We start from the raw sequence: 8651 nt of genomic DNA on the forward strand, positions 1-8651 counted from the left end.
CCCTCGCCGAGCCAGGCTCAGGCTGTCGCGCCGCTGATGCTCGGCGAGGGGTCGGCGCTCACGGTCGGGTCCGGGTCCGGGTGCGGCAGGGGAGCCGGGGCGGCGGGAGCGCTCGACGCGCCAGGTGCGCCGCCTATCTCTCCCTCACCACCCTCGCCGTCCGCGCCGGAGGAACCGCCGGAGGAACCGTCACCCTCGCCGTCGCCGCCTCCGTCGCCGCCTCCGTCGACCGAGCCGCCGCCGTTGTAGTCGCCGTCGCCACCCTGGTCCTGCCGGCCGTCCTGCGTCTTGAGCAGGTCCCTGCAGAACCGTCCGATCTCCTCGGCGCCCCTGCCTCCCTGGGCCTCCTTGGCCGCCGACTCCAGGCGCCGGCGCCGGTCGCCGTCGAGCGTCCGGCCCGCCTCGTGATCGCGGCAGGCCTCGACGACCCGGGCGTACCACTCGTCGCCCTTGGACCACTCGTGCCGCCCACCCGTGTTCGGGTCCCGGCTGCCCATGCCGTCACCGCTGGAGCCCGGTGAGGCCCGGGGCGCCTCGGGCCGGGTCGGGTCCTCGCTCCCGCCCGGTGTCGCGGACGGTTCCCCGACCACACCCGGCGTCGTGGCGTCAGGGTCCGGCGAGCTGGGCGAGGGGCTGGCCGCGGCGGAGACGGAGGCGGCGGGCGCAGGGTCGCTGTCGCCGAAAGGAGTCGGAAGCACCCCCGTACCCGCGGCGACGGCCACACCGCCGATCGTGCAGGCCGCGAGCGCGGCGACCACTCCGAAGCGCAGCGGGCGGCCCCAGAGGGTACGGCCGGGGGCGGCATGGGCGCCGCGGCCCGAAGGGGCGCCTCGCCCTATGCGTACGGACGTATCGCCGGAGGAAACGGAGGCGGAAGTGGCGGAGACAGAGGCGGAAGATGCCGCAGAGGTGACCCCTGCACCGTGTCCCGCCGCCCGGAATGCCGCCAACGCGGCGGATTCGCCGGGAAGTTCCCCCGGTACGGGACCGGTCTGCGGGCGCACGGCGTCGAGGGCCTTCGCGAGCCGCTCGGCCCGCGCCGCCTCCTCGCCGTCATGGCGGCCTTGCCCGTTGGCACCGAAAGGTTCACCGCGCAGCAACCGCTCCGCGGCATCCTTCGTCAACCACCGGTCGTGCTCGTCCGCCATCACATGTCCTTCTGCGTCCGCATCCGCGAATGCGTCACACCGCCGGGCCGGCCGTGCTCCGTATCGTCGGGACGTTCGTGCGTCACCCTGTCGTGCCCGCGCGGGGCCGGGCAGGGGGGTCCGGTCCGCTGCCCCGGCACGGCGTCGAGCCCGGCGTCGCCGGACTGCGCCTCGGCGCCGAGCAGTTCGGCGAGCCGCTTGAGACCGCGGTGCGCGGCCGTGCGTACGGCACCGGGGCGTTTGCCCAGGGTTTTTGCTGCGCTCTTGGCGTCGAGTCCGACGACCACGCGGAGCACCACGGCCTCGGCCTGGTCCTGGGGAAGCTGCGCGATCAGCGCGAGGGTGTTACCGGTCGCGAGCGCCTCCATGGCCTCGCCGGCGGTGTCCGATTCGCCCGGCTTTCCGGTGAGTTCGGTCTCGTCGCCGCCGATCAGCGGCCGGCGCCCCCGCATCCGTAGATGATCGAGCGCGCGGTTACGGGCTATCCGCGCCGTCCAGCCGCGGAACCGGTCCGCGTCGCCCTCGAAACGGTCCAGATCGCGGGCGATCTGGAGCCAGGCCTCGGAGGCGATGTCCTCGGCATCGAGCTCGCCCACGAGGGTGCGGACATAGCCGAGCAGCCGCGGTTGTACGGCGCGGTACACAGCGCGGAACGCGGCCTCGTCCCCACCCTGCGCCGCGAGTACCGCGGCGGTCAGCTCCGCGTCATCCCCCAGCAATGCCTCATCCTGCCCGTGTCGCAGCCCGGTGCGATCCAGCACGCTACGGCGTCAACAGGTGTCGCGTCCATGTTTGTACAACGTGCAACTAGTGCGTCACTGAGTGCGGTGTGACACAAACCGCATGCGCGACGCAGTACTTAGTGCGGGCGGCTCCCCCCAAGGACCGCCCGCACAACGCGGCAGCCGGAGGCCTCTCCTGTGGGGGGTGGCGGCCTCCGGCTGTTGCTTGTCAGCCCTCGGGCTCACGCGGTGAGCAGTCCGCCGGCCATGTCGTCGGCCTCGACCACGAGAGGGGCGGGCGGCACCTCGGCGCGTACCGGCTCGCCGTAATCCGAGAAGCGCATCTCGCCGCCGGACTCCACCACCACGAAGCGCATGTACGGCGCCCCCTCGGCGGCGACGTACAACGTGTCGTCGCCCTCCCCCATGCCCGTCAGCGGAATGACGCGCACCCCGTGCCGCACCGTCGGGGCTCCCGCCTCGACACCTTCCGTCTCGAAGGGCAGCGACTGCACCCCGACCTGGAGGTTGCACTGCCGGGCGAACTTCCCTTCCGGATCGGGCATCTTGAGGTACTTGCCGCGGATCAGCTCCACCCGGGGCTTGACCTTCGCCTCGGTGGCGGGCCCGCGCCGCGCGGCCTCGTCGAGGATCTCGGCGAGCGCTTCGGCCGTGTACCGGACGTAGGCGGCCCCCTCGCCGCCCTGCGCCGTGACCACGATGACCTCGGCCCGCTTCATGGGCCCCGCGTCGTAGGTGCCGGTGCAGTTGCCCGCCCGGTCCATGAGCAGGGAGGCCTCGCCCGCGCCGCTCGTGCGGGTCATCCGTACGGACTCGGCCGACCTGAACAGCCGGAAGGACTCGGCGGCCAGCTTCTCCCCGCGTGCGTCGGACCGCTCCGGCGCCGCCGCCCGGCCGCCACGCCACCACGCCTTGGGTGCCTTGTCGCCCTCGTCACCGTCGCGAGCGGGCCCGTGCGCACACGACACCAGCAGTCCCGCGGCCAGACACAGCCCGGCAGCCTTCCGCGCCAGCCTCATCTTCCGGTTCCCCCCAGGTCCGGGCCCTTCGCGGCCCACGATTCCGTCAGCGATCAGCGAGGGGGTCGTTCTGGGAGGACGCGCCCTGTCCGTCGGACTGCTTCGTGAACGCGCCTTGCCCGTCGGACTGCTTCGTGAACGCGCCTTGCTCTTCGGGCTCCTTCGTGGACGCCGCGCCTTGCCCGTCGGGCTCCTTCGTGGACGCCGCGCCTTGCCCGTCGGGCTCCTTCGTTGGTGCCCCCTGCCCGTCGGGCTCCTTCGTGGACGCTCCGCGACCGGCGGTCCCGGCGCGTTCGGCCTCCGCCAACAGGCGGGCGCAGTAAGCCCGTACGTCGCCCTGCGGGCCCGCCGCCTCGGTGAGCCGCTGCCGTGCTGCGGAGTCGAGCGCCTTGCCTCCCACCTTGTCCAGGCTCCGGCACAGCGCCTCCTCGTGCCGCACGTCGCCCGGCCGGGAGGGCCGCGCGGACCGCTCCTTCCCGGGCTCCGGCAGGTCGTCGGGAGTGCCTGCCCGGTCCCGCTCGGACTCGGGCTCACGCTGGGGAACCGCCGGAGTCGCCGCAGGCGCCGACGAGTCGACGTCCGGCCCGGATCCGGGCCCGCCCGACACCGCGACGGCGACCCCGCCCACCGTCAGCCCGGCGATCAGCGTCCCGAGCACCGCACGCCAGGCGATACGCGCATGCGTACGCGGCCGCCAGTCGTCGCGCCGCCGCGTCCGCGCCCCCTGGCGGTGCGCACCGGAATCCCGCGCGGCACGGAAGGCGGCGAGAGCGGCAGCCTGACCGTCCGCGTCGACCTCGGCCGAGGAGGCGGCGGTGATCAACTCGTCCAGGGCGGGAAGCACATCCGGTGCGGGGGACGCGTCGGATGCCGAGGGTGGGGCCGACGCCGTGCGTGCACCCGACGCCGGGGCCACCTCCGCAGCCGGGGGCACCCCCGATGCCGAGACCGCCTCCGCAGCCGGCAGTGCACCAGCCTCCGAGCGCGCGCCAACCTCCGGGAGCGCACCAACCTCCGGGAGCGCCGATGCACCGCCCCCACCCGCCGTACGCCGGCCGCTGTCGTCCTCGTCACCGCGAGGCCAGTTGACGTTCATCTCGCCTCACCCAGCGTGCGCGGCCCGTCATCCGTCACACCCGGCTCCGCCGCGATCCTGCCGGCCAGTCTCTTCAGGCCGCGGTACGCGGCCATCCGCACCGCTCCCTGCCGCTTGCCGAGCACCCGCGCCACGCTCGGCCCGTCGAGCCCGACCACCACCCGGAGCAGCACCACCTCGGCCTGGTCACGGGGCAGTTCCGCGATCAGCGCGAGGGCCCGCGCGGTCGACAGGGTCTCCAGGGCTTCGGCGGGAGTGTCGTGTGCGCCGGGCAGTTCGAGCAGATCGCTCTCGTACGTGCTCTGCTGCGGCCGCGCCTTGCGACGCCGCAGCAGATCGAGCGCGCGGTGCCGGGCGATCACGGCCGTCCAGCCGCGGAAACCCGCGCCGTCCCCCTTGAACCGCCCGAGGTCGCGCGCTATCTCCAGCCAGGCGTCGGCGGCCACGTCCTCGGCCTCGTCCCCGACGAGCCCGCGCAGATACCCGAGCAGACCCGGCTGCACCATGCGGTACGCGGTCGCGAACGCCTGCTCGTCCCCGCCCTGCGCCCGTACGACCGCCGCGCCCAGCTGCTCGTCGTCGGCTCGCGCCTGTTGCCCCACTACGTTCCCAACCCGCCCCGGCGGCACTGTGCACCGTGCCCGCGTTCCCCGGCGTACAGCGCCACCGGGCACAGAAACGTCACAGGTCCCCGACAGGATCCGGCCACCGCGCTCACCGGCCGGTCACCCGATGGCGATCCGCGGGTGAGCCCCCGGCTTGATCCAGCCCATGACCGCGTCCATGGTCGCGCGCGGCACCGACACACAACCGGCCGTCGCACCCTTGCCGTTCACATGCAGAAAGATGCCGGTGCCCCGACCGGGCGTCGCCGGCCACCGGTTGAAATCGATCACCAGCGCCTTGGCGTACTGCGTCGGATAATTGACCAGATGCTCACTGCCGCGCTCGCCGCGCTCGGTGAGCGGGAAGTCGGCGCCGGCCTCGGTGTGCAGCTGGTTGTAGAACCTCGACTCGGGGTCCTGCACCCACCAGTGCGTGGAGTTCACGCGGGTGTACGGCATGGAGGTCCCACCGGGCCCGAGCCCGAAGCCCTCGGTGAGCGTGTACGTACCGCCGGGCGTCGTGTACGTGCCCTGCCGCCGCGTCGCCCCGGGCACGACCCCGTTGGACCCGACCCTCCCCGCACGCGTCGACAGCACGGACTTCCAGCCCGCCGCACCCTTGGCCCAGGCGGTGACGGTCGCGTACGAACTGCTGGACTCGACGGTGATCAGCTGGGTGGCATCACCGATCTCGACAGGGACGGGGAAGTCGGGGGCGGCGGGCGGCTGCCGGTCGGGCGAGCCCGCCCCCGAGGTGAGCGCCACCACGCCGAGCACGACCCCGGCGAGGACCAGCCGGCCCCTGCGCGACCTCGACCCGCCCGGCCACCGCATCCGTCCGCGCTCACCCATGCGCCCGCACCTTTCCGCCTTGCCCGTTCACGTCGTACCGGCGAGCCAATTCGCCCGCCCTCACTCAACCCCTGACGCGCCCCTCAAGCGGCCTTACGCGCCCGGCCGTGCAGCGTCAGATAGAAGGTCTGCAGGGATTCCTCTCCCCCGACGTCGAACCGGTTCACGACCCTGCCGAGCGGATTCCATACGCGCCCGTCCGGCATCCGTACCCCCACGGCCTGCCCGAAGTACTCCCGCTGCGTCTCGTCGAACTCGACCCACACGGCACCCGCCTGACGCACAAGCACTTCGCCGACGTACACCCCGAGCCCGTACAACACCCGCTCGGGGCGCGGGACTCCGGCGCCCGCCTTGCGCAGTCCGTCCACCATGAAGTCCACGACCCGCAGGCTGGCCACGGTGTAGTCGAGCGGCAGCCGGTTGCGCCGCGTCACCTGCGCGACGAACTCCCGCGCGTGCACCCGCATCCGCACCTCGGCCGCGACCCGTTTCGCCCCGCGCCCACCGCACCCCTGGTTCATCCCCGCCCCTTTGCCGTTCCGGCGAGAAGCTCCTCGGCTTCCCCTCCGACCCAGCGCGAGGGCAGGTGTGATCGTCACGGCTTGCGGACGTGCGCCTTCTCACGCACCACCTTTGCGCCACTCGTACAACCGTTCCCCCGTCTCAACCGTCTATGGCGCCCGAACCCGGCCGGACCCGGCAGGAATTCCGCCCTACCCGTTCTCGTCCCCGGTGCGGCAAGGCGGGCGACAGTCACCCCTCCCGCAGCACGTCCCGGCACAGAAGGCGGAGCGACCCCTCCCCCTCGAAGCAGCGCCGTGCCTCGCCCAGCGGGTCCCAGAGGCCGTCCTCGCCGGTACGCAGGCGGTAGCCGCCGTCGCCCTCCTCCCAGACGCCGTCCGCGTGACGTACCAGGACCTCACCGGCGTACGCGCCGAAGCCCCGCAGGGTGAGCTCGACCGCGTCGAACGGCGGGTTCTCGCGGCGCAGTTCGCCTATCACCCGGTCCAGGCGCCACAGGCTGCTCGGCGAATAGTCCAGGTACAGCCGCGCGCCCTCGCGCAGCATGGAGACGGAGTCGGCGGCCCAGCGGGCGGGCTTTGTCGCTTGGTGTGCGGTCATATGAAGCAGAGCGCACGGAGGACCGTGATCGTCACTCGACCGCGCGGGCAGATCAGGTGGCGCTCAAGCCTCTTCGAGGCCCGAATCGCGGCAGACCGCATCACAACTGGCGGCCCGCAAGGGCTCCTTCAGGCCAGGTACGCGCGCCTCGAGCACCACGACCGGGTAGTCCCGCTCGTCGTTGCTGAGCGGCGGTACCGAGTCCAGCTTCTCCGCCTCACGGGACGGAAGGCTCATCCGCACACTGAAGTGCAGCATCCCGCCGGCGCCGATCCGCCGCTCGCCGCCCTTCACCCTGGGCCCGTGCTCGACCCGTGGTGTCATCTCACCGCGCGCGAAGAGCACCCCGCCGCCGTGCGGCGCGCAGACCGTCAGCTCGACGCCGGACGGAGCGAAGGGCTCGTCGACGACGAGCGGGTGCGCGCCCGCGTGCAGCGTGCCGTAGGCCGTGAAGTGTCCCTTGTCTCCGCCGTTCGGGCCGTCGGACGTCCAGCCGTGGCCGCCGACCGACAGCCAGGGCTCCGCGGGCGGCACGGCCGTGGGAGCGCGCATGCTGTCCGGCAGCTCGGGGTACTCCCTGCACACCCGGGGCACCGGACCCGCGGGCGCCTGTGCCGTGGACGCCCCGCGCGCCTCCCGCTCCCGGCTGACGTAGGCCAGCGAGAGCAGCACCGCGACAAGGACGGCGATCAGCGCCCACGAGCGCGGTCTCACACGCGGGCCCTGGCGCGCCGCGACACCACCGCCCGCAGGATCCGCCGCCCTTCGACGGCCAGCGCGTGCGCCTGCCGCAGTCCTCCGCCCGGGCCCGCGAGCAGCTCGAGGACGCGTATCTGACGGCGCAGTTCACCGGTGACCAGGGGCCCGGACCCGTCCTGCGGTCCGTCCGAGCGTGCCTGCCCGTCCGGGCGCGCCTGCCCATCCGCGCGTACTTGCCCATCCGCACGCACCTGCCCGGCCGGCCCGCCACGCCCGCCGAGGTCGTACAGCCGGTGCACCCGCAGCGCGGCCGCCGAGCAGGCGTCGGCCCAGGCCCGCAGCGGGGCGCCCGCCGGCTCTTCGGGCGCGGTCTCCAGCATGCGTACGACGAGACGCGTGGCCTCGTCGTCGCCGGCCCCGGCACCGGCACCGGCATCGGCACCTATTCCGGCCAACTCATCTCGTACGAGCACGAGTTCCGCACCCCAGCCCGCTCCCGACTCCACCGCGGACCACAGGGGACGCAGCGCGTCGTCGGCGGCGCCGAGCAGCGGCAGGCAGCAGTCGAGGCAGGCGAGCCCCGACACGGACAGGCTCCGTTCGTCGGCCTGCGCGATCAGTTCCACCGGACTCATGGACGCCTCCACCTTGCGGACGGTGCACTTCCCCTTACTGCGCCCCGCCCGGCGGAAACGTCACGCCCCCACGCTCAGGACTCCGGAATCCCCAGCCGCTCCAGGAACCGGAAGAACAACAGCTCGGCGGACGGATCGGCGGGCGCGTTCAGCACGGCCGTGACATCGGCCGCCCGCACCGTGTGCCCCGCCTCCGCCGCCCAGGCGGCCGCCCGCTCCGCCGCGTCCTGCGCGGGCAGGAAGAGATCGTCGGGCTCCTTCCCGTCCGCGGCCAGGAACTCGGCCATCGCGTCGCGCGCGAGACACGCGTTCCACGCCCCGCTCTGCGGTGCGGCGGCCTCGACCGCCACGCAGGAGCTGTCCATCACGAACCCGAACAGCGCGGGCGCCCCGGTCTCCCGTGCGAGCGCCGCCATCGACCCGATCTCGGGGACGGACGCCTCCCACACCTGCCAGCCGCCCGGCCGTTGCTCGTGCAGCGAGAGCCCGTCCCGTACGTCCTCGAACGCAGCGCACTCCGCGAGAGGCCGCTCCGCGCGGCCGACGACGTAGTACCCCCAGAACCCCATGCCTTACTCCCCGCCCACGACGTCTTTGACGTGAATCCAACACATCTGCGAGGCAGTTCGCCACCGAAAGGCACAGATGGAAGCCACATCCGGACCGGACGATCACCTTCGGCCACCCGCGTTATGCCTTGAACATCCCCTTCTTCACCCTCCCTCACCC

At 73.2% G+C, this 8651-nt stretch carries 11 protein-coding genes; all 11 read right to left on the reverse strand.

The window, feature by feature from the left end:
- Positions 1-17: 17 nt before the first annotated feature.
- Positions 18-1148, reverse strand: coding sequence for a hypothetical protein (locus G6045_RS36995; RefSeq protein WP_206344685.1), 1131 nt, complete (start codon positions 1146-1148; stop codon positions 18-20).
- Complete coding sequence (locus tag G6045_RS37000) at positions 1148-1867, reverse strand: RNA polymerase sigma factor (RefSeq protein ID WP_165336621.1); 720 nt, start codon at positions 1865-1867, stop codon at positions 1148-1150. Before G6045_RS37000 ends, G6045_RS36995 begins: the two co-directional genes overlap by 1 nt.
- Before the next feature lie 245 nt (positions 1868-2112).
- Positions 2113-2910: a hypothetical protein gene (locus G6045_RS37005; protein ID WP_165336622.1), complete on the reverse strand. Its 798-nt coding sequence runs from the start codon at positions 2908-2910 to the stop codon at positions 2113-2115.
- 46 nt (positions 2911-2956) lie between these two features.
- Positions 2957-3754 carry a hypothetical protein gene (locus G6045_RS37010; protein WP_165336623.1) on the reverse strand — a complete coding sequence of 266 codons (798 nt, stop codon included), beginning with the start codon at positions 3752-3754 and terminating at the stop codon, positions 2957-2959.
- A gap of 248 nt (positions 3755-4002) precedes the next feature.
- Positions 4003-4608: an RNA polymerase sigma factor gene (locus tag G6045_RS37015; RefSeq protein WP_328708042.1), complete on the reverse strand. Its 606-nt coding sequence runs from the start codon at positions 4606-4608 to the stop codon at positions 4003-4005.
- 123 nt (positions 4609-4731) lie between these two features.
- Positions 4732-5463, reverse strand: a complete 732-nt coding sequence (locus G6045_RS37020) for a L,D-transpeptidase family protein (protein WP_165336624.1) — start codon at positions 5461-5463, stop codon at positions 4732-4734.
- A gap of 83 nt (positions 5464-5546) precedes the next feature.
- Entirely contained in the window at positions 5547-5987 is a 441-nt protein-coding gene (locus tag G6045_RS37025) for a hypothetical protein (RefSeq protein ID WP_408056412.1), read from the reverse strand.
- 232 nt (positions 5988-6219) lie between these two features.
- Entirely contained in the window at positions 6220-6588 is a 369-nt protein-coding gene (locus G6045_RS37030) for a hypothetical protein (protein WP_165336625.1), read from the reverse strand.
- A gap of 63 nt (positions 6589-6651) precedes the next feature.
- On the reverse strand, positions 6652-7302 hold the full coding sequence (locus tag G6045_RS37035) for a hypothetical protein (protein WP_165336626.1): 651 nt from the start codon (positions 7300-7302) through the stop codon (positions 6652-6654).
- Positions 7299-7922 (reverse strand): hypothetical protein, encoded by a 624-nt coding sequence (locus tag G6045_RS37040; RefSeq protein WP_165336627.1) that lies wholly within the window; start codon positions 7920-7922, stop codon positions 7299-7301. Before G6045_RS37040 ends, G6045_RS37035 begins: the two co-directional genes overlap by 4 nt.
- 74 nt (positions 7923-7996) lie before the next feature.
- Positions 7997-8491, reverse strand: a complete 495-nt coding sequence (locus tag G6045_RS37045) for a hypothetical protein (RefSeq protein WP_165336628.1) — start codon at positions 8489-8491, stop codon at positions 7997-7999.
- Between the last annotated feature and the right edge of the window lie 160 nt (positions 8492-8651).

Source organism: Streptomyces mesophilus, assembly GCF_011044995.1.
In the GTDB taxonomy this organism is placed as follows: Bacteria; Actinomycetota; Actinomycetes; order Streptomycetales; family Streptomycetaceae; genus Streptomyces; species Streptomyces mesophilus.

Coding starts and splice junctions, on each gene's coding strand:
- G6045_RS37045 (WP_165336628.1), bottom strand. CDS start 8,491: ATGGGGTTCTGGGGGTACTACGTCGTCGGCCGCGCGGAGCGGCCTCTC.
- G6045_RS37040 (WP_165336627.1), bottom strand. CDS start 7,922: ATGAGTCCGGTGGAACTGATCGCGCAGGCCGACGAACGGAGCCTGTCC.
- G6045_RS37025 (WP_408056412.1), bottom strand. CDS start 5,987: ATGAACCAGGGGTGCGGTGGGCGCGGGGCGAAACGGGTCGCGGCCGAG.
- G6045_RS37020 (WP_165336624.1), bottom strand. CDS start 5,463: ATGGGTGAGCGCGGACGGATGCGGTGGCCGGGCGGGTCGAGGTCGCGC.
- G6045_RS36995 (WP_206344685.1), bottom strand. CDS start 1,148: ATGGCGGACGAGCACGACCGGTGGTTGACGAAGGATGCCGCGGAGCGG.
- G6045_RS37005 (WP_165336622.1), bottom strand. CDS start 2,910: ATGAGGCTGGCGCGGAAGGCTGCCGGGCTGTGTCTGGCCGCGGGACTG.
- G6045_RS37030 (WP_165336625.1), bottom strand. CDS start 6,588: ATGACCGCACACCAAGCGACAAAGCCCGCCCGCTGGGCCGCCGACTCC.